This window comes from Paraburkholderia sp. RCC_158 (assembly GCF_041355255.1).
In the GTDB taxonomy this organism is placed as follows: Bacteria; Pseudomonadota; Gammaproteobacteria; order Burkholderiales; family Burkholderiaceae; genus Paraburkholderia; species Paraburkholderia graminis.
The window spans coordinates 320,841-342,324 of record NZ_JBFUPM010000004.1 but is presented as its reverse complement, the minus strand read 5'-3'; the positions used below and the strand labels follow the sequence as shown (position 1 = coordinate 342,324).

General features: G+C 57.2%; 21 protein-coding genes and 1 pseudogene. 14 read left to right on the top strand and 8 right to left on the bottom strand.

The window, feature by feature from the left end:
- Nucleotides 1–36: 36 nt before the first annotated feature.
- The 3 genes from AB6809_RS10965 to AB6809_RS10955 all read left to right on the top strand — a co-directional run bounded on the left by AB6809_RS10965 (nt 37) and on the right by AB6809_RS10955 (nt 3,102).
- Nucleotides 37–1,443: a hypothetical protein gene (locus tag AB6809_RS10965; RefSeq protein ID WP_244814145.1), complete on the top strand. Its 1,407-nt coding sequence runs from the start codon at nt 37–39 to the stop codon at nt 1,441–1,443.
- 183 nt (nt 1,444–1,626) lie between these two features.
- Complete coding sequence (locus AB6809_RS10960; protein ID WP_244814144.1) at nt 1,627–2,205, top strand: hypothetical protein; 579 nt, start codon at nt 1,627–1,629, stop codon at nt 2,203–2,205.
- 126 nt (nt 2,206–2,331) lie between these two features.
- The gene (locus AB6809_RS10955; RefSeq protein WP_371026625.1) at nt 2,332–3,102 is read left to right on the top strand and encodes a hypothetical protein; all 771 of its coding nucleotides are present in this window, start codon (nt 2,332–2,334) and stop codon (nt 3,100–3,102) included.
- A 255-nt stretch (nt 3,103–3,357) separates the two neighbouring features.
- Here AB6809_RS10955 and AB6809_RS10950 read toward each other — a convergent pair whose 3' ends face one another.
- Together AB6809_RS10950 and AB6809_RS10945 are read right to left on the bottom strand one after the other, a co-directional pair.
- Nucleotides 3,358–4,083 carry a Sir2 family NAD-dependent protein deacetylase gene (locus tag AB6809_RS10950; protein WP_244814142.1) on the bottom strand — a complete coding sequence of 242 codons (726 nt, stop codon included), beginning with the start codon at nt 4,081–4,083 and terminating at the stop codon, nt 3,358–3,360.
- 343 nt (nt 4,084–4,426) lie between these two features.
- On the bottom strand, nt 4,427–5,419 hold the full coding sequence (locus AB6809_RS10945; protein ID WP_370653304.1) for a helix-turn-helix transcriptional regulator: 993 nt from the start codon (nt 5,417–5,419) through the stop codon (nt 4,427–4,429).
- Between the two features lie 1,660 nt (nt 5,420–7,079).
- Here AB6809_RS10945 and AB6809_RS10940 point away from each other — a divergent pair.
- The 9 genes from AB6809_RS10940 (at nt 7,080) to AB6809_RS10900 (ending at nt 15,437) form a co-directional block, all read left to right on the top strand.
- A complete protein-coding gene (locus AB6809_RS10940) occupies nt 7,080–7,790 on the top strand; it encodes a hypothetical protein (RefSeq protein ID WP_244814140.1) in 711 nt (236 codons plus the stop codon).
- Between the two features lie 42 nt (nt 7,791–7,832).
- A complete protein-coding gene (locus tag AB6809_RS10935) occupies nt 7,833–8,231 on the top strand; it encodes a hypothetical protein (RefSeq protein ID WP_371026624.1) in 399 nt (132 codons plus the stop codon).
- On the top strand, nt 8,228–9,808 hold the full coding sequence (locus AB6809_RS10930) for a DUF2779 domain-containing protein (RefSeq protein WP_371026623.1): 1,581 nt from the start codon (nt 8,228–8,230) through the stop codon (nt 9,806–9,808). The genes AB6809_RS10935 and AB6809_RS10930 overlap by 4 nt, the downstream gene beginning before the upstream one ends.
- 820 nt (nt 9,809–10,628) lie before the next feature.
- Nucleotides 10,629–11,156: an HD domain-containing protein gene (locus AB6809_RS10925; protein WP_371026622.1), complete on the top strand. Its 528-nt coding sequence runs from the start codon at nt 10,629–10,631 to the stop codon at nt 11,154–11,156.
- A 94-nt stretch (nt 11,157–11,250) separates the two neighbouring features.
- Nucleotides 11,251–12,201, top strand: a complete 951-nt coding sequence (locus tag AB6809_RS10920) for an ADP-ribosylglycohydrolase family protein (protein ID WP_371026621.1) — start codon at nt 11,251–11,253, stop codon at nt 12,199–12,201.
- Between the two features lie 34 nt (nt 12,202–12,235).
- A complete protein-coding gene (locus AB6809_RS10915; RefSeq protein WP_371026620.1) occupies nt 12,236–12,754 on the top strand; it encodes a hypothetical protein in 519 nt (172 codons plus the stop codon).
- A gap of 116 nt (nt 12,755–12,870) precedes the next feature.
- Nucleotides 12,871–14,601, top strand: a complete 1,731-nt coding sequence (gene xseA, locus AB6809_RS10910) for an exodeoxyribonuclease VII large subunit (protein ID WP_371026619.1) — start codon at nt 12,871–12,873, stop codon at nt 14,599–14,601.
- Nucleotides 14,602–14,614: 13 nt separating this feature from the next.
- Nucleotides 14,615–14,878 carry an exodeoxyribonuclease VII small subunit gene (gene xseB / locus AB6809_RS10905; RefSeq protein WP_371026618.1) on the top strand — a complete coding sequence of 88 codons (264 nt, stop codon included), beginning with the start codon at nt 14,615–14,617 and terminating at the stop codon, nt 14,876–14,878.
- Nucleotides 14,879–15,164: 286 nt separating this feature from the next.
- A complete protein-coding gene (locus AB6809_RS10900; protein WP_244814131.1) occupies nt 15,165–15,437 on the top strand; it encodes a S16 family serine protease in 273 nt (90 codons plus the stop codon).
- A gap of 146 nt (nt 15,438–15,583) precedes the next feature.
- Here the strand turns inward: AB6809_RS10900 and AB6809_RS10895 are convergent, their stop codons facing one another.
- From AB6809_RS10895 to AB6809_RS10875, 5 genes are all read right to left on the bottom strand, one after another.
- Nucleotides 15,584–15,895, bottom strand: a complete 312-nt coding sequence (locus tag AB6809_RS10895; protein ID WP_371026617.1) for a hypothetical protein — start codon at nt 15,893–15,895, stop codon at nt 15,584–15,586.
- A 755-nt stretch (nt 15,896–16,650) separates the two neighbouring features.
- Nucleotides 16,651–17,103 carry a hypothetical protein gene (locus tag AB6809_RS10890; RefSeq protein WP_371026616.1) on the bottom strand — a complete coding sequence of 151 codons (453 nt, stop codon included), beginning with the start codon at nt 17,101–17,103 and terminating at the stop codon, nt 16,651–16,653.
- Between the two features lie 136 nt (nt 17,104–17,239).
- On the bottom strand, nt 17,240–17,569 hold the full coding sequence (locus tag AB6809_RS10885; RefSeq protein ID WP_371026615.1) for a hypothetical protein: 330 nt from the start codon (nt 17,567–17,569) through the stop codon (nt 17,240–17,242).
- A gap of 303 nt (nt 17,570–17,872) precedes the next feature.
- Nucleotides 17,873–18,013, bottom strand: coding sequence for a hypothetical protein (locus AB6809_RS10880; protein ID WP_244814127.1), 141 nt, complete (start codon nt 18,011–18,013; stop codon nt 17,873–17,875).
- A 48-nt stretch (nt 18,014–18,061) separates the two neighbouring features.
- A complete protein-coding gene (locus AB6809_RS10875; protein ID WP_244814126.1) occupies nt 18,062–18,280 on the bottom strand; it encodes a hypothetical protein in 219 nt (72 codons plus the stop codon).
- 154 nt (nt 18,281–18,434) lie between these two features.
- On the opposite strand from AB6809_RS10875, the gene AB6809_RS10870 reads away from it, so the two are divergent.
- A complete protein-coding gene (locus AB6809_RS10870) occupies nt 18,435–19,448 on the top strand; it encodes a hypothetical protein (protein ID WP_371026614.1) in 1,014 nt (337 codons plus the stop codon).
- Here the strand turns inward: AB6809_RS10870 and AB6809_RS10865 are convergent.
- Nucleotides 19,443–20,032: pseudogene (locus AB6809_RS10865) on the bottom strand (DUF935 family protein). The gene AB6809_RS10870 and the pseudogene AB6809_RS10865 overlap by 6 nt on opposite strands.
- Nucleotides 20,033–20,145: 113 nt before the next feature.
- On the opposite strand from AB6809_RS10865, the gene AB6809_RS10860 reads away from it, so the two are divergent.
- On the top strand, nt 20,146–21,345 hold the full coding sequence (locus tag AB6809_RS10860) for a hypothetical protein (RefSeq protein WP_244814123.1): 1,200 nt from the start codon (nt 20,146–20,148) through the stop codon (nt 21,343–21,345).
- Nucleotides 21,346–21,484: the final 139 nt, after the last annotated feature.

Below are 21,484 nucleotides of genomic sequence, written 5' to 3'. Positions count from 1 at the left end.
TCAGCGTCGAAGGGCTTGTAACCAGCACTGCAGGACGTGGGCATCCTCAACCTCTCTGCCCTCGATATCGACAGAGGAAATCGAGCAGTCGTGAACATCAAAAGGAGTTTTGTGGCTTCATCATTGCCTGACCTTGGGAAATTGTTTGCCGACGCGGAGGCCAACGTTATGCGGACTTCGGACGTTGCCAGATTGGCATACCTTCGAAGCCTTGCTGACACGTCGGATGAGCGCTACTTTCTAGCGCTGATGGAATCGACCATGAGGCAAGACCCACACTGGCGGGGGCACTCATTCGAGACCACCCCCGGGAGCCAGTGGCGGTGTCGCATCATCAATTCCCGCCTGGAACTGCTGCTGCCGTACATGAAGGACATGAACCAGGTCGTTGGCTATGACGCGCACGACCGTAGGCGCATTTTCCGGCTGGCTGGCATCCCGCAGCGATTCAAATGCAACTTCACAAGATGTGTCCAGTTCGCCCGCACGGCGAAAGACATTGTCAGCGACACGAGGGTTGGGAGCCTTCATGCTTTTTTCAGCCGGTTCATCCGCATGTATGGCGGGGAACAGCAGCCGGAACTGCATGCGGCGCTTGTGGGAACGTTCAATAGTTTGGACAGCGACCACGCCGACTCGCTTATCCGGAAACTCGGCCTGACTTGCGATGTCACGCCGCCGGGGGTGCTCATTCTGCAGCGCCTCGGAGTAGTCAGCGGTGGTGGCACGCTGCGCCTCCCGTCCGAGGCGGAACGCCGCGAGGCGGCGACTTTTTATGGCAAAGTCTCTGTCGCGTCAGGGAAGCCGTTTCGTTATGTTGAGGCCGTATTTGCGTCGAACTTCGCGTGGTCTCGTCTCGACGCGATGCGATGGTCGTCGCGCAAAGTAGTGTGCGTCGGCGACGGTCCAGCGTGTAACATCTGCGCGCACGCGAGTTACTGTCGGAAGAGAGGCGTCGCGGCGTTCCTTGACGGCGAGCGCGGGTGGTTGAGCCAATACTCGGATTTCTATGGCTACCTGGCAGGTAGTGGTTCAACGCTCGGTCGCTTGCCCGGCACTGCCAGCGAAGCGGTCCTGTTGGCTCTCCGGCATGAAAATGCCATCTGGTGGCAAGCCCCTGTCCCCATGCCGCGTGAAGAACAGTTGTTTTCTGTCCGAGCATCGCTCGTCGACCTCCCCCTCGATTCAATGCGTGAAGCCTATGCAAGCCGGGAGGCTACTGGTTTGCCCGTTGGCCATGCACTGGCGGGGTGTATGCCGGAGACCTGGCCCGTAGGCGAACTCGTCGAGCGACGGGCTCCCTGTTTGCTGGGCTGCCCTCCAGCAGTGCGTTTGGCGGGAGAGGGGGACGCGTTGCTGGCGGAATATGTTCGACGTGGGTATGCAACGGTGCCGCTTCTGGCGGTCAATTGGCGGGATGTTGCAGACACCGTGGGCAAATGATGGCGTCTTGTCGCTTTAGCTGGCGCCCGAACTCAAGAAGAGACCTTTCCACCTGTCTTTTGTCGTTGATTCATTTGAATAGTGCGTAATCGCCTTTTGGGGTTCATCGCGTGGACTGTCGTGACTGCCAGGGTGGGGACCTGTATTGCAGCTACCGTCGATATTCGGCCGGCGCCCTTCCCGGTGGCAAAGTCCCGGACGCAACACGAACTTGTTGCCGCAGTGAAGGATTTGCGCCGAGAAATCAAAGCGGATGCTGGCGAGTGTGCGGGCTCCTATTCGTCGCGAGCTACAGTTCTGCTCGACACACCGTCAGTTTTTTCGGTCGAGGTGTCGGTCAGCGAGTATTGTGGCGGACCTTATCCGTTGGCTGACGTTAGACCGGTCGTGTTCGACGCTATTACCGGAGAGCGTTACTCGACGCTTACGCTCTACCAGGTTGGATGGCAGGAAGGTATCAGTGGGTCAGTGAAATGGCGCACGGACATTCGTGATGTAATCAAAAGGCGTCTCATTCTGAGTGCCAAGGCGACGCACGATGGTGGCGACTGCTCTGCGGTCATCGAGGATGATATGGCGGGGGACTCTGAGAGCGCGATAGACGCGGCCAGGCTTGGGTTAGGTCGTGATGGGCTTTATGTCTACCCTGAACCCGCGCACGTTGTTCAAGCCTGCTGCAAGACAGTTGTGCTGCCATACGCCTCGATTCGCCAGTACTTGAATGGGGCGGAAGCATCACGTATTTGCTGGATGGAGCCGTAGTGCCGGGGCAGCCGTCCATATTCGGCCGAGCGTACCTTCGCTGACTGCTGGTTCGGCGCGCGCATCCGCGCGTCAGGAAATGTTGTGTTCGCGCCGACGAGACGTCTTGGCGCAAGCCAGGAACGAATGAAACAGGAGAAACCAGTGGGAGAACTGACGCTGACGACGGGTGGCAAACTCCAATATTTTCATTGGGTGAGCGATGAGGCAACGGGCGATGATGCATACGTCCCGTCTGACACGACCGACAACGCTGCTGCGTACATGATGGAGCCAGTACGATTCTGTGGCGAGATTTACGTTCGCGACATTTTTTCGCTGCTTGACCGCAATCCTTTGCTCATCGAGATGTTCAAACGGGTGTATGCGGCGGAATACTTGCAGGAGACGAAAAAGGGCAACGCAGAGGCTTGCACGGGCGAGTACGACCCGACAGGTATCGAATATCTTGAACTGTTCTACGACTGGGAAAAGGACCGGGAGACAGATGAGCTCCGCGGCGTCCATCGGCTGTGGGTTGGCGGGGTGGGTTATGAACTGCGCGACGATGTGATGGAGGATGGTAATCTTCGATACGAAAAGGGAACCCGCATCCGGTGGGCCATCAAGTTCGCACCGGTCGGCCATATTTTCAACCTTCCGCTGCGTTTGAACCCCGAGGTGACAGTTGCTGACAGTCGGGACATCACGCGCACGCTCCATACATTTCAGTTGCCGAACCCGACGCTCGCACAGGTCATCCATGCCGTGTTGTGGGAACTGTCGTGGGCGGGTAATCCGCGGGATACGGACGAGTTCGTGGACATGATTCACGAAGCTGCAGAGGACGCGAACATGTCCGAGCCGGTGAGCGCCCAAGAGTTTATCCAACGGCTTGAGAAAATGGATGAGGAATAGTTTTCCGCCGCAACCATGATTCGCGAACTGCGTTCGTGGTGCAGGCGAATTCGAACGTCCGCGTCAAGCTGGCGCCAGCGGCGCGACGCACGAGATTTCATGGGTGCCAGAACCATACCAGGCAAGCTGGGAAACCGGCGTGCGTTGTTCACCGGTCCGAGGGGTATGCATTGTTTGTCGGGCGGTCGCTAAGGCAGGTCACGGCGAACCTCCCGAGACCCGCAAATGCTTACTTCGGCTAACACGTCTGTCTGGTCAGCACGTCGTCATCAAACTGGTGATGCGATTTGCCAGATTGCGCAGGCCTACCGTAGCGCACTCGGGCTCCACAACCCCAAAAACCTCTGTTCGTCTTGGCGACGGGTCAATCAGAAAGTTCCTCTCATGCCGGTCCTGCCGCCCCCAAGGCAGCATACTCTGGGGCGAGACGACCTCGAATGCCGTCCCAATCGCGACGAACAAGTCGTTGTCTGTCATCTCCACCTTCATGCGATGCAAGTTCATGTATTCAGGGGCTGGCTCGTGGAAGAACACGACGCCAGGCTTGACCGCATCCACTTCGCCGCACTTCGGGCATGCCGCGTCCGAACGGAACTCGTCTCCATCGTTGGCGAAGCGAAAATCGCAGGCAGTGCATTGCAGCGAATGCATGTCACCATGAAGATGTACGACATGCGGCGCCCCTGCCTTTTCAAGCAGGTCATCGATATTCTGGGTGATAAGCTGAACCCGCTCTGTGCCCCAGGTTCTTTGCCATGCGGCGAGAATCTGATGCGCTTCGTTTGGGCGTGCGTCCCGCTTCTCGGCAATTCTTTCGTTATAGAAGCGGAAAACCGCCTCGCGATTGCGGCGCCATGTCGTGAAGTTACAGACTTCGTCGATGCTCGCTTGGGTCCAGATGCCGTCTCCGGGTGCGGAACGTCGATATACCACTTTCTGCTGACAGTCCCGCGCCTGCAAATACGCATAGACGGGGCACATGAAGGTGTTGAGCAGTAGGCACTTTTACTCCCCTGGTAAGACTACAGTTTCACCGCTCGCAGGTGCGCGGCGGCAGGGTAATAAAGCTTGGATTGAGCGCCGAACGCTGACCATTTCTCCGCCCAGTTGTCCCGAAGGCTCGGCGAGCTTTTCCCATGGCGGAACAAGCGACAAGGGGAACGGGAGGGCCGGCAGAGAATCATTTCCTTCGCCTGTTTTCTGACTCTGGTAGGAGCGCCAATCTGACTCCGTCTTATCGGCAGTACCGAAAAAAACAATGGTGTCGAACAGGAGTCTTGTCACGCTGGCATGCTCCGATTCGCAACCCAACGTGGTCCTCGTCCTAACGATACCTGTTCGCCAGCTTGAGGTAGTCCGCGGCGAATTCTTGACGAAGCGATTTTGGCGCCACAATTTCAACAGCGGCGCCAATCGAGCGAAGCCACCACCGGAGCTTCAGACTCGGAATTACCGTGCCGGAAACCTTCAGGCGTCCGTCTGGCAAGGTCTCGATTTCCTGGTCCTTTGCCATGGGTGACTCTTTGAGGTGGTTACCAGCATTGCCATCAAACGCCAATTCGAGCCGCACGGGCGCTTCCGTGAGAAAGTTAAACGCTTGTTCTGTCTCGATGTACTTGCGCAATTTGAAGTCTTCAGGATAGGCGAAGCTCTTTCCTGACTCAGTAGCCGACCCAATTCGGTCCAGTCGATAAAGCGTGCGCATCCATTCGTTCCGACCTCTCTCCGGCTGCGGCGGCCGAGTCGGGTCTTGTGCCACCATATACATGACGCCTCCTGACTCGACCAGCGCGAGAGGCCACAGTGGCTTTGCCTTCGGCTCTTCAGCCTGTTCACCCTTGTAAGCAGGGCGGTATTGCACGAGCAACTCGCGCTCAAAAAAGGTTGCAGTCGCGACGGTCTGGAAGATTTCCGGACGCAGCTTCGGTCGAATGAGTGAGAACGTGCCGTCGACCGAGTCAATTTTGTCGGGCCATGCACGGTACACCCGGCTATCCGCCCTTTCCTGCGAAAGACGAACTTCCGCAGCCTGAAAAAGTGGCTGGATGTCCTTGGTGACGGCGCTGGGAAGCTTGTTGCCCGCAAACTGCTGCAGGACGTGAAAGGCAACTGCTTCGGACGCGCTCATCAGGCTAACGCCTTCGCGTGTCCCTTGCAGCCAAGGTTTTCTCTGCCACAGCAACTCGCGCCCGTTCTCGGTCGACAAGACCAATTTGTCCTTGTCTTGCAGCTTGGTCAGATGCCGCTGTACCTTCTTTGTGTACCCCACACGATGCCCACGCTCTTCCAGCTGACGGCGAACTTCCGGTGTGGACATCCAAGGCACTGCGTCTCTTTCGGTCGGCAGGACTCGCAGGATTACTTCATCGAGGCTGGAGGGCATCGCGTTCGTTCTTTCGAGGTTGGCGGGCGTACCTTGCTTTCAGGTCCGTCTCTTTGTGATTGTACGGAAGATTCGGGACGTCTTGTGTCTCATCTAGCGCGAGACGTTAATTGTCCCGGTTGCATGCAATTATTGATGTTCGGGACGGTTTCGGCTGTCCATATTTGGGCGCAGGTATCCTGGTCCCCGCACAGACAGGTAAGGCCGTGCTGCCCATGGACGGAGATGTACCAAAGCCGTGAAAACTTGGGCATAACAATTGGGGGGAAGGGAAATGCCGGCATTACTCGGACACATCGACGCCATTGCACGAAAGCTGTAGCGAGACGTGCTCTATCTCGATTTTTGACCTGGCGGACCGGCCGAACTTCAAGGATTACGCGGAACTGGACAGTCGAAAATGCGTTTTGCAGTGGTTCGATGCCCAGTACGCACCTTGGCGCGAGTGCCGGCCATATGCGTCGGAAACGGTGACGCACTCATACGCCGGTGCGGTCTTCATCGACGTGCCGTTTGACGAAGGCGACGCAGAGTACTGGAAGGTGCAGGCATTCTTCGAGTACCCGGACGGCACCATGCGCTTCGACGACGTTCAAGTCCTAAGGTGTGCCCCTTGAGAACGCGATGAAGAACTCGCACCACGACGAACCGTGCTTCTGGGAGCGGTGGCCCGAGAATTTCTGATTCCACTTGTTTCGAGACATGAAATGTCCCAGCTGAGACGTAGACTGGCTCGGGTGCGCAACGGGGTCCCCGTTTGCGACCAACGCGAGCGCAACAATACGTCACCAACTACGGGGCTTGAATGAGCACAGAATATCTGCGAGACGACCATTTTAAGGTTATTGGCAGTATCGAGACGGATTCGACGGGCAAACAGGTTGGTCGGGATGCTCATTTCGCTCGCGTCGGGGAGTACAACCCGCGAGAAGACAAGACCCGGGACAGCCATTTCCGGACTATCGGTACTGGAAACCAACTATCTGCCCTCATTTGGAGAAGCGTCAAATAATCGCGTAAGCGACGTTGTCAACCTTGTATGGGGATGCCTCATGGTCAGTTGCCGTGCGAAGCTCGCCGAGCTCGCCGACAAGATTTGCAATCTGCGGGACATCGCGACGAATCCCCCGCGGACTGGTCTCTGTTCGACGAGGTGTATCACGCCGGCAAGAGGCGCTGGCCACGTAAGTTCGTTCCCACCCGCAGCCAACGCGACAAAAATGATTAAGAGAACTGACTGCCATTGCATGACTATGCCGCTTGATTACGGCATCAGAATTCTGCTGTCCGAAGGCGCCAGGTTGAATACTGACGTGACGGCTGGTGACGTTGAGCTATCCCTGCGCTCATTGTGAGGCATTGCAATGGCTTTGGCATTAGAACGAGTGTCCGGCATTTAGCGAGTTCGGCCGTTGTCATCTGGCGCGGGTCACTGACGCTGAGCTTGCTGAGATTCATTCAACCAAGGGGCTAGGAGTGTACTGGGCAGAAAATGTCCTCTATATCGGTAGAATCTATGGTGTTGAGCTTCCGAGCTGCGTCCCTGACATCTAAGCGCCGACTCTTCCAATGCTGCACTAGACTAATACAAGAAATGACAGACCAATCAGTAAGCTTTCCAGCTGAAAGCCTTGAGTACAAGCTTGGCAGGTTCAACGCCAAAGAGCGCTTCGCTCTCATCCAGCGCGTGCTGGGCGTCAAATTCGTGCCACACGATGACTTCCTTGGCGAGGTTCTCGCGAAGTGCGGAATCGAGGTCACGACGGAAAAGGTGTTTTGCGCGATGGATTTTCACCTCGACTGGCTGTATGCGGCCCTGATGAGCGACGAACTGCGCCCAGACGAGCCACTTCCGCTCTTGGCTGGTGAGTCTGGCGCATTTCCAGTTACTGGCCGGCAGCAGGATGCAGACTTTGTGATGTGCTTCACCGAGCGTCCTGCCAACGCGCCAGCTATCACCCATCTGCTGCTGCTGGAGGCGAAAGGCGTGGGGAACTGGGACACGAAACAGATGCGTTCGAAGCTCGCCCAGTACCGGGCTATGAAGCCCGCATTTGACCGCAACCCGAACGTGCGCCCGCGGCTTGTGCTGATGTCGCCGCTGAACCCGATTTCCAGCGCGACGAGACAAAGCGCCGCGTTTCGCGCTGTTCTCGATTCGTTCGAAGATTTCGGTGAGATTGTGTGGGTTGGACTGCCCGTGGAGAACACTTTCAGTGTCGTCCGTTGCAACGCAAAAGGGACCCCGGACGGCAAGACGCCGACGCACTGGAAACTGTCATCGCGACAGGCTGCTCTATCGTAGCTGCTGACTTTGGGGCCTACGTCAAATACGGGGAGTGCATGAATGAATCTTGATGACGAACGCCAAATCATCCTCGCGCATCCGCTCATTTTTCGGAAGCTGGAATCGCGTCTGCCGAGAGGCGAGCGCTTCGAGTGCGCGCCGGGCTGGAAGGCGATTATTGCGGACCTTGCAACTGGGCTCGAGCAAATCGCGCGCGAATCAAGCGATGAGCCCATCGCGGTTGAGCAGGTTAAGCAAAAGCTTGGCTCACTTCGGGTGTACCTCGCGGGGCCCACTACTGAGGCCGCGGAGACGCTCGTGGATGGAGCGCGCGAACGAAGCCTGCGCACCTGCGAACTTTGCGGCGCACCCGGCACGCTTACGGGAGTGCGCCACAGGATATGCGTGCTTTGCGACCAATGCGCGCTTCCTTCACGAAAGGAAACGTTGGGCCAATGACCCGAATCTACCGCCTGTCCAAGTCAAAAATCATGTCCGGCCTGCAGTGCCACAAGCGGCTCTGGCTGGAGATGCACGAGCGAGAGTTGGCTCACGTTTCACCTGAGAGCGAGCACATCTTCCGGATGGGGCACCTCTTCGGTGACCGCGCACGTGAACTGATGGGGCCGGGAGAGCTTGTCGGCCACGAGCGCGACATTGTGAGGGCGCTTGACGAGACGCCGGCAGCGCTTGCACGTGCATCGGCAAATGGTACGGTCGTCTACGAGGCTGCTTTCTCGTACCGGGACGTCGTCTCAAGAGCAGATGGGTTTGCCCCATACCTCGACGGCTGGCACATGATTGAGGTGAAGGCGGCGACCTCGGACAAGGCGTACTTCTATCTCGACTGTGCTCTTCAGGCGTGGGTGGCAGAAGGCGCAGGCTATCCAGTGCGACGGGTCACCCTTGCGTACACGAACAACCAGTTCGTCTACGCTGGTGGAGAGAACTACGCCGGCCTGCTGCGCGAGTTAGACGTCACAGCGAAAGTCGCGCAGTTGAAGGTGAGCGTCGATGGCATCGTCGGGCAACTGCAGGCCATGCTGGCTCGGGACAAACCTGATATTCGCACGGGCGAACATTGCTCGAGTCCGTACGATTGCCCGTTCATCTCATACTGCCGCAGTCAGGAGCCGCCTCCGGCCGAATTCCCGGTGGAGATATTTCATCGAATCGCCGCGCGCAAGCTACGACAGGCCGGTTACACCAATGCGCTGGAGGTCCCCGAAACTGCCTTGGGAAGCGCGCGTAACCTGCTCATTCTGCGTGCGTCGCGAGAGGGCGTCCCGTATATCGCGCCTTCGGCGCAGCAATTCCTGCGAACGCGACCGTACCCGCGCTACTTCCTCGATTTCGAAACGATGTCGTCGTCCGTGCCGCTCTGGGCAGGGACGCACCCGTATCAGCAGATTCCCTTTCAGTGGTCCTGTCATGTCGAGACGGCACCGGGAATTCTGACTCACCACGAATTTCTCGACCTGTCCGGCGAGCTGCCGGCACGAGAGTTTGTGCGTTCGCTCATTGAGACGGTCGGAACCGAGGGGCCTGTCATTGTCTATTCGACCTTCGAGCGCACACGGCTAAGGGAGCTATGCGAACTGGTCCCGGAGTGCAGAGCCGAACTTCAGGCAATCATGCGTCGCCTGCTTGACCTGCTGCAGGTAGTACGCAGCGGCTACTATCATCCCGCGATGAAAGGTTCTTTTTCCATCAAGCAGGTCGTGCCGACGCTCTGCCCGGAACTGGAATATACGTCGCTGAACGGCGTGGCAGACGGTGGAGCGGCACAGCGGGCGTGGTGGGCTGCTGTCGACGCGAGTAGCTCAGCACTGGAACGCCTAGAGCTGCGGGGACGCTTGCTCGAATACTGCAAACGCGACACGCTCGCGATGGTCGCCGTGTATGGCGGCCTTTGTGCGGGCCGACCCATACGTCTGTCCGAGTACGGTATCGACGCCCCCGCTGCGGCGGACGACCAGTGTGGGCACGCACAACCAGTTGCGAGAGACCACAGCGATGTACCGGCAGCTCGATGAGTCCATCCTGTGCATCCTGCCGACCGAGCGCAGCGCCGAAAAGTGGATGTCAACTCCAAAGTCATCCGCCAGTTGGAGGTGCTCGGCATCACGTCCCGAACGCGCGGCTGATTCGCCATCATCTCGATGCGCTTGGGGACAATGGCATGGTCCTGCCGACGCGGAGCGGTGACGCCATCAGATGGCAGCGCAAGCCTTGGCTGCAGGGGAGGGCGCGAACCGGGCTTGATGACAGTCGGGGAGGCTATCGCATTCGACGTGCTGCGTGGGTGCGCGAAGAGCGGTCAGGTGTTTCCCATATCGTCGAGCGATACGGAGACTATGGGTAGCATCTCACCCGGGCAAGCTCGACGCTTCGGGCGAGCAAGATAACAAGGGAAAGTAGCAATCATGCAATCAGTGCATCCAACAGGCTGTGAGTGTTTCGAAGCAGCGGGCGGTCCCGTCAACCCCGAAATAATATTCAGCGGGGTCGATACGACGAACAGCAACTATGGCGATGTGACGCTGAGCAAATGCACGCGCTGTTCCACCGTCTGGCTGCGTTTCTTCATCGAGTATGAGTCTTTCAGTCGTTCTGGCAGATGGTATCGCGCGCCTATACCGCCGGAGCGTCTGTCCGAGGTGACCGCAGAAAGCGCCATAAGCGTGTTGAATTCACTCGAGCCGCGGTTCGCAGGTGGGAGCTATTACGACTCGACCGGTTTTGAGACAAAGGGTCGCGTGAGTCTGCAGCCATAAACGGTTTCGGTCGACGACCAGGCCGGCTCCTGACTGCCCTAGGGGTCGCTGCTTTAATCAAAAAGAAGAAAGCCAACCTATGAACATGCTCATCAAGGCGACAGCATTCGCTGCATACAAGCACCGGAATCAGCGGCGGAAAGATGCCGACTCATCGCCGTACATCAACCATCCCATCGCGCTGGCCGATGCATTGGCGAATGAAGGCGACGTGGGCGACGAGGTTGTTCTCATCGCCGCGATTCTTCACGACACGATTGAAGACACAGAGACTTCACTGGAGGAACTGGTTGCCCAGTTTGGCCGGGAGGTCGCTGAAATTGTCGCCGAGGTGACTGACGACAAGGGGCTGCCCAAGGCGGAACGCAAGCGCTTGCAGGTCGAACACGCAGCTCACATTAGCGGGAAAGCGAAGCTCGTGAAGCTTGCTGACAAAATCTGCAACCTCCGCGATATTGCCGCTTCACCTCCGGCAGACTGGTCGGTTGAGCGAAAGCGCGAGTATTTCGACTGGGCCAAGGCGGTGGTAGCTGGGCTGCGCGGTGTGCATCCTGCTTTGGAAGCGATTTTCGACAAAGCTTACGAAGCGAAGCCATCCGCGGTATAGCACACTGAGCGGCCCTTGCGTGCCACATGTTATGTGCCAACCCGGCATCCGCGTCAACGTCATCTAATGCCGCATACCATCTACGGGGAACCATATGACCAACAATAGTGAGGAACGCCTGGACCGCGTGCGCGGAGGTCTCTACGGCCTCCTGGTCGGGGATGCGCTCGGTGTACCGTACGAGTTCCACGATGCCTCTGAGATACCTGCAGAGGATGAAATCGAGATGGAACCGCCGCGGGAGTTTCGACGCGCCCATGCCGGCGTTCCCGTCGGTACGTGGAGCGACGACGGCGCACAGGCGCTTTGTCTGTTCGACAGCCTCAACCGTAACGGGTCCCTGGACTTCGTCGATTTCGCCGGGCAATTGATTGCGTGGTACGAGGACGGGCACATGACTCCTGACGGCAAGGTTTTTGATGTGGGGATTCAGACGCGGCGCGCCCTCGGTACTCTAAAAAGAAGCGGCACCGTTGCGAATCACGCGGGGCCAGCCGGAGAGCGGGACAATGGGAACGGGGCGCTTATGCGCTGCCTGCCGGTTGTCTTCGTCGCCAAATCGACGGACCATCTTATCGAATTGGCGATGCGGCAGGGTGTTTTGACCCACGGGCACGCACGCTCGCAGTTGTGCTGCGCGCTATATGCGCTCATAGGCGCGGGGATTCTTAATGGGTTGGTGGCAAAGGAGGCAGTCAGCCACGCTGAAGATGAGTTTCGGCGCAGATTTACGATTACCCAGAACGAGCGGGAAGCTCAGTTAGTATTGAGCGCTCGAGCAGAGCCGACACGGGGCTCAGGTTATGTTGTCGACAGCCTGTGGTCATCGATTGACTGTCTGCTGGCAACCACCGACTACGAGTCATGTGTACGCCGGGCCGTGATGCTGGGCAATGATACCGATACGACTGCCTGCATTGCGGGAGGCCTGGCGGGGCTTTTGTACGGCTACCGCGGCATACCTTTGAAGTGGCTCGAAGTATTGAAGGGCAAAGACATTGTCGAAAGAGTGCTTCGCGGCGCCGGCGCAAGTGCGATGAGTTGAAGCTCTGTGAGCCCTACAGGAAAGAGATAGCGCTATGGACCTAGGCCGCTGCCAGGTGTGCGGGGAGAAGGTCGGCTCTCGCATGCACTGTTTCTACAGCCGCACTCAGAAAGTGTCTATCGAAGGCGAGACCAAAGCCATTACCGTCTTACATGAACTTCAAGAGATGGCTTTTTGCGGGCAGGAATGTTGGGAGGCAATGGAGGAGCAGATTACACAAGGCCTTCATCCGCTATACCAGCCACTTCATTTGGTCGCAACGTGCTCGGATTGCCGGAAGCCAGTAGACAGAACGCAGCCTCATTACACGTTGTACACAGGCGAGTTCGAAGACGTGTCGCAGCCGTGGCTCGCATCAATGCGCATACTCGATGAAAAGGAAATCGCCGTCTTTTGCCCGGAGTGTCGGGTGCCGGAAGGGGCTTTGGCAGCAGCGCTGGGGCTGGTCGAGCAAGAGGACGAGAGCGTGGCTGGGGCTGAACCGGAAAGCACGGAGGAGTCAGAGTCCCGACTCGTGACACCCGAAGTACCGTATTTCGGTCAACGGGAATAGATTTTGTGTTCCCAAATTCGTTCCGCTGAAACAGCCCCGCGGAAGCGGTAAGATTGAGGACAATCTGGCGCTAGAGCGTATTTCCGACTAAGCCTATAAACATCGGCCCTCGTCTTGTGACAACCTATCTCGAAGTCCCTTTTAAAGAGAAAGATGAAGCCAAGGCGCTCGGCGCCCGATGGGATGCTGGCGCCCGCAAATGGTATGTACCTGAGGGTACAGAAGTGGCACTGTTCACTGCTTGGTTGCCTACGTCACTGATGTCCGCAAGTCCTGTTTCCGCTCCTTCTTCTGAGCTGGCGCCTGCCATCGAGGTTGCTGGCCGGGGAGTCGCGTTATCGAAGAAAGGCGTCACGCTCTCGCAGCTACTTGCCGGCGTCGCGCAAGCGGTTGCTCAGGCATTCAAATCCGGCGTCTGGACCATCGTGGAAGTTGTTGAGGCCCGAACCAAAAACGGCCATGTCTATCTTGAGCTTTCTGAGCGGACACCTGAAGGCGGTGTATTAGCATCAGCCAGAGCGACCATCTGGGCCAATGTTGCAAACAAAATTCTCCCTGAATTCGAACGAGCCACAGGTGCCAGCATCGCTTCCGGCATCAAACTTTTGGTCAGGGCAAAGCCGGCCTTTAAGCCGCAGTACGGCTTCAGTATTGAGATTGATGCCATCGACCCCGAGTACACGCTGGGCGACCTCGAGGCGAGGAAGAGGGAAATCCGAACGCGGCTTCAGCAAGAGGGAATATTCGACGCCAACAAAAAGCTGCCGGTGCCGTGGGATTTCAACGCTGTTCTTGTCGTTGCTCCGAAGGGCGCTGCCGGGCTCGGTGACTTCCAGGCCGAAGCCAATCGCCTCGAGCGCTTCGCTATCTGTCGGTTTGTCTACGCCTCCAGTCGCTTCCAGGGCGAGGGGGCCGCTCTGGAAATACGAGCTGCACTGCTAGATGCTCTGGAGAACTGGAGCGACTCAGATTATCCGCGCCCCGATGCTGTGGCAATTATCCGGGGAGGGGGAGCCGTCAATGACCTGGCTTGGCTGAACGATTATGAGTTGGCCAAGTGCATTTGCAGCCTGAAAATTCCTGTTTTGACCGGGGTGGGCCATGAGCGTGACAACACCATTCTCGATGAGGTTGCAAACATCCGGTTCGATACGCCCAGTAAGGTGGCCGCGGGCATAGAGCAGGCTATCAAAAAAAGGGTTGATGAAGCCAAAGCGAATTTTGAACTGTTGACTACGCAGGCAACAAGAGTTGCAAACGCCTCAAGCGCCGTACTCGATAGAGACTTCTCAGCCATACATTCCGGTGCATTCAGGCAGATTGCGACCGCGAAACAGACCGCGTCCGAATTGATGGGTGAACTTCAACTCGGGGCAACCAGCACGGTTCATGACGCAAAACACGATGCGAGGAAATTGGTGACGGATGTCCGGCATGACGCCTACCAGTTGCTGGCGATGGCAAACCGCGACGTGCCAGGCATGTTCTCAGAAATAAAGGCAGAGGCCAGCAATGTTGTGAGCACGGCACGAGTACTCGCGACGACCCGGCTTGAAGCAATTCATGACCGTACATCGTTGGATGTTCGTAGAAGCCGAGAATCGGTGGAGCAAGGCCTGCAGGATGTTACGGTGTCGGCACGACAAATAGTTGCTGGCGCGCTAACGGCCGCGACGGCGCTTTTTCGTGAAGTGGCTGGGCAAGGACCTGAGAAAACGTTGGGGCGCGGTTTTGCAATTGTGCGAGGTGAGGAGGGTAAGCCTGTTACCTCTGCAACCGATGCAAAATCAGGCGATGGGTTGGAAATCGAGTTCAGGAACGGGCGTGTAGCCGTCCGGGTCAAATAAGGATTGCGAACAGATGAGCGAGAAATCTTTCAAGCAAGCGTATGGGGTGCTGCAAAAGCACGCCGAAACTCTGCGTAATCAACAGGAGCCAAACATCGACGACCTGCTGACTATCGTTACGGAGTCGGTTGCCGCATATAAGGTCTGCAAGGAGCGCATTGATGCGGTTGAGACGGCTCTCGAGCAAGCGCTTAGTGGAGCAGGGGTCGGTAGCGCAGAACCGGTCACGATGCAGCCAAGAGAACCTGCACCGGACGATGATGACATCCCGTTCTAGACGCTGGATGGATGCCAGCGCTGAGCCATCGCCAAGCCTTCCGACTCGTTGACCCACATCGAGACGCATGCCAGTAACTAACCGACCAGCCTGCTATTGAGAAACGGCTCTCCATCACGACTGGTGCCTTCAGTGACGGAACGGACATCGGCTCGGACTTTGCGCCCATCGAAATCGACGTGCGGGTTGGAATATGTTGACCACAGCCTGTTGCCATCGATAGGCTGCTTGCTCACAACGACCAGTTACGAATGATGTGTGCGCTGAGCAGTCATGCTGGGCAACCGTGTCGGTTGCTCTGGCAGGCGCGTTACTGCGGAAGTCGGTTCGTGGCGGTTTGATTGTCGTTGGGGAAGTGACGCTGGGTGGCACCGTTGAACCGATTCACAATGCAGTCACGTTCGCGGAAATCGCGGTCGAGAAGGGCGCCCAGTCGCTCTTGCTGCCGGTGTCTTGTCGTCGACAACTTTTCGAACTGTCGGACGATATGGCGACAAAGCTTGACATCGAGCTCTATCAAGATGCGCGCGACGCCTTGCTGAAGGCGCTAGCCGAATGAGGCTATAGCGTTTCGAGCATCGGTTCAGGCATGGAACTTCGGCTCCAAGCCGACCACATGTTGTTACACCCGCCGCCGCCATACCCAAACCCATAGATTTATCGAAGCTTCGTCGGGGCTTACCTCACCATTTTCCCACCGACCCGTCACAGGCAAAACACCTGTCCGACCAGTCTTGGCCATGCTTTTCGCAGTCGAGCCGGCGACAGGTACGGCTCACTCAACGGTTCTCCGTCCTCGATTTCGCCGACGGTCTGCGTCGGCTCGTGCCACAGCGAGCGGTCTAGTCGCACGAGTTCGAGCAGCGCCGCCCACCGTCCATGCAATAGTTCCGGCGAACAGTTGGCCACCTGTGCAAACAAATCCGCCGCCTGCACGGACCACGGTGCTGCGCCTTCGGGATGGTCGTCCGCGATGAGGCTCGTTACGGCGCGGTCGAGCCATTCGCGCAAGTTCAAGCCGCATTTCTGAGCCGACAGGACTGCTGCCGCCATCACGGCGGGTGACATATGCAGAACGGTGCGAACTCCGGGCGAGCTTGTATCAAAGGGTGTTGCTTCCATATCGGCGAACTCTATCGTGATGTAATGGCATCCAGAATGGATGAATTCCAGTTGCTTCGCACGCAGTTTCGATTACCAATTTCGCTGGTGACTACACGAGATGTGCCCGGTCATGGGACTCGGCGCTTCGTGATTGAGGTCATCAATGAGAGGAAGAAAAGCGGTGTCCGCAGCAGATGTAGTCTGCGCTTGCGTAGCATTACAACGGCAGCGGCGAAAACTGGGGCCGACAAACGTGCGGCTGGAACTTGGACGGGGAAGCTATCGGACAATTGTTCGACATTTGAGGTTGCTTGCATTCACGGATGCAGGCAAAAAATGACAGCGTAGCTATGCGTGATTTTTGGGAGCCTGCTTTCGCGGGCTCTCATCATGTGCGTCAATGCCGGAAGTTCTAGAAGTACGCGTCGGTGATAGTCAGGGGCTTTGATTGCCTCGACGGATGCGAACAAAAGACGAGTTTGCGGCTCTCGAGCTCGAACTCGGGTTCTATTTGATAGAGCATCGGGGACGTATCGCGGAAGCTCATCATAAACGTCGAAGATGCGTCCGAGTCGAGTCGAGAAGTGAGGTTAGATATTTTTATATGGCGTCTAGCAACGCCATATAAAAAACCTAGAAACCACTCGTACACCTAAGCAGCAATCAATTCAGTTTGTCAGCGCGCATCCCTCGGGCAAGCGCATCTTTCTCCCAATCTCGCCGAGAAAGCGGGTTTTCGACACTAATTCGAAGACCCGCTCGATGTCGCCATCGGCCACGGCTCGCAGGTACGCGTGCTCGTCCTCCGTCCAATCTTTTGTAAAAAGCTGGTAGTGCCACGGGTGCTCACGAAGGTAGCCGATTTTAGACAGGAATCCGCCCAAGTACCGCATCCCGTTCTTATAGCTGTCGAGCGGCGAACACCTGTTAATCCTGTGCCCGTATCGTGCAAAATGAGCCTCCATACCCCGCCAGTCGTCGTCTGATGCGACGTAAAATCCTTGCTCGTCGACTCCCCATTCATCCGGTGCGAAGTCGAGCGAAGATTCCTCGCGCGCCAACGCGTCAACCTCGCTGTGCAACTGTGTTGTGGCTTTCCGCCGGAATTCCAAGACTGACATAAACGTTCTTCAAATCGAAATAAAGAGGTGTGCCCGTCGAAGGCATTGTTCGCATTTGGTTATCGACCATGTGCCGATTTTCTTTAAGCCGTGAAGCCAAGAAAAAGCCCACCGAAGTGGGCTTTGGAATCAAAAATCAGTTGTTTCGTGCGAAAAGAGCCTTATAAAACGCATCCAAGTTCGCGAGGTGCTGACGTCGTTCAACGACACCCCGACGGACACCGGCGACCATCATCAAGACGTTTAGCGAGCAGGCGGCGGCTACTGCTGCTACCACCGGGCCGGCGAGTGCATACGCGACGAACGCAGTTGCAACGACGACTGCCAGGTTGGGGACCAGTCTGAAGAAGCCCTGACGGTGCAGTACTAGCGTTCGGCGAGTAATCTCAGTTGAGAAGAAGCCGATTGTGGCCAAAATTGCAAACTGCGTGAACAGCGGGAGCGATACCAGCGGATTGAATGCCATATTGAAACACCTCGAGGTTTTGCCCTTCCATTCCGTCGCCCTTCGGCGAGGTATCCGAAGGGCGATAGTTGACGATGCCGTCGCACCGATGCAGAACATCTGCATACAGCCTATAGGCACCTTGAAAAAGTCGTCTCGCTTCCGGCGGCCGTCACACAACGCTTAATGCATTTTTTGAGACGCTTTACGAAGGTAGTCTGCTTGAATGGTTACATCGTTGGTGACGTTTAATTGATAAATACTATTCGATGGGCGAACAAAAGCCTCGCCAATAGGACGAGGCTCTACGAGGCGAGTAGCGTTTTACTTGCCTTGCTGCTCGAGCTGCGCGTAGAACTCTGCGTTCCCGTTGCCGAAGGTGGTCGGGAACGCGAAGCCGAAGAGCGCAGTGAGAAAACCGAGCGTCAGGAGCAAGTCGCGATTTTCAAGGATGGTTTGGAGCATGCGTAAAGTATACGTGGGTCTCTTGCTGTAAACAAGAGATATAGCGGGTCACTTTATACGCATGCCGATTCTGAAGCCACCGCCGAGCCGTTGCGACCAGTACAGGTGTGGGCCTCGATACGGATGTAGGGCGCGATACAGCGCCTTGCGACGTCGGCGCCAGAAGACGTATTTTGCGGACAGAATCATGACGCTAATGAACAGCGCCCAGTGCGCTGCGAGCAACGCCATGCCTGCGGTGTCGGGTGGAAACAAGATGTTTCGCATGAGAGCCTCCGTTTCCACCGTGTAGCGCGCAAAGAAAAACGGCCGCTGCATCGGCCGTCGAATCAGTTACTACGCCCAGGACTTGTTCGAAAGAACGAGTTTTCGGGACTGCAGCCCGAGTACTATATGTAGTCTTCGACGAAAAACGACCGCTGTGAAGACCTTGACGACTTACGTAGAGCAGCTGGACCGCGCTGCCGAAGAAATGCGAGTCGGCACCGACGTTGGCAATCGCCTTGCGTTGATTCTTGTCGACAACGTTATCGAGCTGATGCTGCATCGATACTGCGAGAGTCGCTTCGGCTGGGCCGGCATGATGGCATCTCCCGACGCTCCACAACGCTACAGCCGCGCGTCGAAAGCGCGAGTGCTGGGCAATCGATTCGACGAAAAGGTTAGATTCGTCCGCGCCGAAAACCGGCTCTCCGAGATAGAGGCCAACTTCGTGGGGCTTTGCCACAAGTATCGGAACGAGGCTTACCACGTCGGCCTGTCTCGAGAGAACATCCTGTTTCCGGTCGCGGCTCTCTATCACGAATTGGCTTGCGAGTTGTTCTTGCGGCTGGATACCAAAACGCGAAGTCACGGTCTGAAAATCGTTGTCCCCGAGCGCGTAGCAAAGCATGCCCCGGCCTCGTGGCAGCAGGGACGTGTCGACCTCTACATGACTCAGCCGATTGCCAACTCGCTCAACGCAGCGCGGCCGCAACTCGCGCGAAACGCTGGCGAATACTACGGAGACGCGCTCGACGAATGGATTTCGCATCTGGATAAGGTGACGGACTACACCGTGCGCGGGTTCGGAAAACCTGTACCGGATGTACTGAAGGAAGCCCAATGGTGGAAAGACCTGTTCGCGAACGTTCCGCCCGATGTCGAGGATGGCGAGCCACTATCTCGCTACCTGAGCAATAAGCACGCTGAGATGAGCGCGACCTGGCGACCGAAGTACGACGCGTTGCCTTTCGTCGGCTGGCGCAAACGGACTGGGAAGATTCGACAAACAAAAGACGGCCGCACAGCGCTGATATCGTACGACCGCCTCTACGACGAAATTGCTTTCTACGATAGCTTCATTTTGGACGCGGCTGGCGTCATTGACCAGCAGGTTGAAGAAGCGGTCGAGCGTTCTAAGGAGGAGCGCGCCAGAAACCGGCAGCGCTCATGATGTCAGTCCCTTCCCTTGCTTCGGTCTGAGCGGCGGGAGTGGCTTGCCGTCTTTCGGCGTTGCCGCTGCGGCGGCAGCCGCCATAGCTGCCAGCAACGGCTCATCACCCTCTGGCGCAGGGATGCCGAACTTGTCGCGAGCCGATTTCTGCGGCACGCCGATGCCCAACGGCACGGTCAGCGATAGCACGGTGGTCAGTGCCACCAAGTCTTCGCCTTCGTCTGCCGCGAAGCGAACTACGGGCATCGGCACTTCGGTGCCGAAATTGAAGTCAATGAGCGGACGGATGAGGTCGCGCAGCAGGGTCGACGCAAGCTGCTTTGCATCCGAACGCAGAATGTCCATCCGCACTTCGTTGTGCACGAGGCCGAGCGCATAGCTGCCGGCGCCATTTCCACTGCCCGACGTAAGCGTCTGCCCGAGCACGAGGCGGCTTGCTGGTCTTCGATGTACTTGTCGAATTTTTCGAAAATGTCGACATTGCCGGCCGAAACTCCGTTCAGGAATTTGCCCTTCATGTCGTTCGGCATAACGGCGTAGGCATCAGTGCCCAACGAAGCCAGAGCCTTCTTGAGGCTAAGCACGTCTTCTTTCTTGCTGTCTCGCTGAAACGTTCCGAGGCGCGTCGGCTGACCGTTCTCGGTGTAGCGCAGGGCTGCCGCCGAAGTATCATCTGCTGATAAGAATTCGCGACAGGGTGAAGATGCTGGTCACATATGTTCTGGGGGACTGTCCCGGCTGCCGCCGCGAGAACTGCTTTGGCAACGTCGATGTTGGCCGCAACGGCGTTCTTCGAGGCTGTCGCCATTGCCGTTATAGCCGGCACGTGTACCTCCCCCCCGTCCAGAAAAAGGTCATATATCTCGACCAGTTCTTCTTCTCGAGCGCCTTCCGTGGCGGCGACGAGCGCTTTGTTCGTGCGGCAAATCGTATCGCCGAGCTGGCAGAAGACCAGCTCATCGTGGCTCCGTACTCGAGTATTCACGAAGACGAGACGCACCAATGGCCCGCCTACGCGGAGTTGCTTGAGTTCATCAAGAAGGCTAGCCGCGGCGCCGAATTCGAGGCGGCCTACGAGGTTGAGCGAAAGCAGATTTACCGTGCATTTTCAAACTGGCGAAACGATGGTGCTGTCGAACAAGCCTTGGAGCGCGAAGACGCGCTCGATACAGAGCATGTGTTCGAATGGGACGGCTATGTTTGGATTGACGTAGGCCAGTACCACGGCGACCCGGTGCTGATTGCTGAAGCAAAACAGCAGTCGGTCGAACGGCTCATCGACGAAGTGTTCCCGAACTGGCGCCAGTCACAAGCCACTCTCGCGCAAGACGTCGTTGCCGAATGCAATGCTGCAGCGCGTGCTCTTTGGGCTAGCTACCTTCGACTCGTGCAGCGCTTGGCGCACGGGGACATGGATGCGCCCTTGGACGCTCCGATAATGTCGCAATACATGCAGGGCTGCATGTGTTCGATGCCAGAGGAGATGTCGCCCGAGGAACGGGTGCAGCAATGTGTCAGCTTCCTGATGTCCGAGCACTTCCGCTCTGTGCCGACGCAATGGCTTACGTCGCACATGTGGGCAACCTTGAAGGCACAAGTGAAGGCGGGCTCGTACCAGCGCCGCGACCGGACACTGAACAGGCTGTCTGGCGTGTATTTTGATATCAAACACATCTCCACGTACGCACCGTACGTTGATGCGTTCATCATGGACAAGCCGATGGCCGAATTGGTATCACGCCCGGAAGTCAATCTTGCGGCCCGGTACAACACCCGTGTTTTCAGCCTGAACAACTGGGACGAGCTGATTGAGTGGTTCGACGAACTGCAAGCAGGCATGTCCGACGAGCACCGAGAAGGTCTGCTGGACGCTTACCCATACCGCCGCAACAGATGAAAAAACGCCTAGAGGGTTACGACAGTTGTTCTCGACAAGGTGAGAGACTTGTTATTGGCTCTCTCGTCTAGGGCGCGGATTTCGACTTATATGCAGGTCGAGTCAGTCGACGACGACTTCCGGCGCGACGGTTGCGAGC

Coding starts and splice junctions, on each gene's coding strand:
- AB6809_RS10955 (WP_371026625.1), top strand. CDS start 2,332: ATGAAACAGGAGAAACCAGTGGGAGAACTGACGCTGACGACGGGTGGC.
- AB6809_RS10890 (WP_371026616.1), bottom strand. CDS start 17,103: ATGTCAGTCTTGGAATTCCGGCGGAAAGCCACAACACAGTTGCACAGC.
- AB6809_RS10885 (WP_371026615.1), bottom strand. CDS start 17,569: ATGGCATTCAATCCGCTGGTATCGCTCCCGCTGTTCACGCAGTTTGCA.
- AB6809_RS10925 (WP_371026622.1), top strand. CDS start 10,629: ATGAACATGCTCATCAAGGCGACAGCATTCGCTGCATACAAGCACCGG.
- xseB (WP_371026618.1), top strand. CDS start 14,615: ATGAGCGAGAAATCTTTCAAGCAAGCGTATGGGGTGCTGCAAAAGCAC.
- AB6809_RS10940 (WP_244814140.1), top strand. CDS start 7,080: ATGACAGACCAATCAGTAAGCTTTCCAGCTGAAAGCCTTGAGTACAAG.
- AB6809_RS10930 (WP_371026623.1), top strand. CDS start 8,228: ATGACCCGAATCTACCGCCTGTCCAAGTCAAAAATCATGTCCGGCCTG.
- AB6809_RS10950 (WP_244814142.1), bottom strand. CDS start 4,083: ATGTGCCCCGTCTATGCGTATTTGCAGGCGCGGGACTGTCAGCAGAAA.
- AB6809_RS10880 (WP_244814127.1), bottom strand. CDS start 18,013: ATGCTCCAAACCATCCTTGAAAATCGCGACTTGCTCCTGACGCTCGGT.
- AB6809_RS10875 (WP_244814126.1), bottom strand. CDS start 18,280: ATGCGAAACATCTTGTTTCCACCCGACACCGCAGGCATGGCGTTGCTC.
- AB6809_RS10920 (WP_371026621.1), top strand. CDS start 11,251: ATGACCAACAATAGTGAGGAACGCCTGGACCGCGTGCGCGGAGGTCTC.
- AB6809_RS10915 (WP_371026620.1), top strand. CDS start 12,236: ATGGACCTAGGCCGCTGCCAGGTGTGCGGGGAGAAGGTCGGCTCTCGC.
- AB6809_RS10945 (WP_370653304.1), bottom strand. CDS start 5,419: ATGTCCACACCGGAAGTTCGCCGTCAGCTGGAAGAGCGTGGGCATCGT.
- AB6809_RS10935 (WP_371026624.1), top strand. CDS start 7,833: ATGAATCTTGATGACGAACGCCAAATCATCCTCGCGCATCCGCTCATT.